Below are 1,168 nucleotides of genomic sequence, written 5' to 3'. Positions count from 1 at the left end.
GTGCATTTATTCTTAGAAAAATAACAGCGAATTTGGTGCTATTTTTGATATGTGAAAAGTGTTATTTTTGAGCGATCAATAATAATAGGATTTACGAGAACATGTCTCAAGCATCACCAGTTTATCAAGGAAGTTGTTTGTGCCAAGGTATTCGCTATGAAATTAAAGGCGATATCGGGGATATCATTCAATGCCATTGTCAACGTTGCCGAAAATCCAATGGAACAGCATTTGCCACGAATGCTCCTGTTAAAAGTACAGATTTTAAAATCACCCAAGGTGAAAACTTAGTTAAAAAATTCGCTGTGGAAGGTGTGTACCGCTGGTTCTGTAGCGAATGTGGTTCACCTTTGATTAGTTCGCGTGATGCTCAGCCTGAACTGTATCGTGTAAGAATTGGGACACTAGATACACCATTAGAGCAAAAACCGACAATGCATATTTTTGCTGCCTCTAAGGCAGAGTGGGAATGTATTCGTGATGATTTACCGCAATACGATGAACGTCCATGATTTTACAAAGTATGTTTAAATCAAATTCAAGATGATCTAATATACTTAAAACGGGGAGAGGGCATTCCTCCCTTGAAAAACCGCCGTATTGGCTAATGATGCCTACGTTACCCTCATGTATTTATATATCGCTGGGTACGTAGGTTATTGCGTACTCTGCTTATTTTTGGAGTACGCCATGTCATATTTTCCTTCATTATTTTTTGCTCTTTTAGCGTCTATCTAAAGGGGTGGTCTTATGTATTATTCTCTACTTTCAATTGCTTTAGGCTCAGTTCTAGGGGCGTGGTTACGTTGGTTTTTAGGTTTAAAACTTAACCCGATTTACCCGCAAATTCCACTCGGTACTGTCACTGTTAATTTGGTCGGTGGTTTTATTATTGGTTTTGCGATTGCCTACTTTTCTCAAAGTGATTTAAGCCCGAATTATAAGCTCTTTGTGATTACGGGTTTTTGTGGTGCTTTAACTACGTTTTCAACGTTCTCAATTGAGATTGTGACTTTATTGCAAAGTGGTAAGTTGGGAATGGCGATGTTGGGAATTTCCATTCATTTAATTGGATCGTTAATTTTTACGTGTTTGGGGTTGGCGACTTATTATTGGGTGGCGGGCAACTGATTTTGGCTGAGTAGATACAATCATGACTTTTTAGGTA

At 38.4% G+C, this 1,168-nt stretch carries 2 protein-coding genes and 1 riboswitch; both genes read left to right on the top strand.

Annotation, left to right across the window (positions count from 1 at the left end):
- Positions 1–101: 101 nt before the first annotated feature.
- Complete coding sequence (locus UC75_RS14100; protein ID WP_005301972.1) at positions 102–512, top strand: GFA family protein; 411 nt, start codon at positions 102–104, stop codon at positions 510–512.
- 45 nt (positions 513–557) lie between these two features.
- Positions 558–624: riboswitch (Fluoride riboswitch) on the top strand.
- A gap of 126 nt (positions 625–750) precedes the next feature.
- On the top strand, positions 751–1,131 hold the full coding sequence (gene crcB, locus UC75_RS14095; RefSeq protein ID WP_005301974.1) for a fluoride efflux transporter CrcB: 381 nt from the start codon (positions 751–753) through the stop codon (positions 1,129–1,131).
- The last annotated feature ends 37 nt before the right edge of the window (positions 1,132–1,168 follow it).

This window comes from Acinetobacter sp. V2 (assembly GCF_001188385.1).
GTDB classification, from domain to species: domain Bacteria; phylum Pseudomonadota; class Gammaproteobacteria; order Pseudomonadales; family Moraxellaceae; genus Acinetobacter; species Acinetobacter oleivorans.
Note: the sequence above shows the minus strand (reverse complement) of the source record. Positions and strands in the feature narration are given on the sequence as shown.

Excerpts from the sequence above, each read along its gene's own strand:
- UC75_RS14100 (WP_005301972.1), top strand. The coding sequence starts at position 102 with ATGTCTCAAGCATCACCAGTTTATCAAGGAAGTTGTTTGTGCCAAGGT.
- crcB (WP_005301974.1), top strand. The coding sequence starts at position 751 with ATGTATTATTCTCTACTTTCAATTGCTTTAGGCTCAGTTCTAGGGGCG.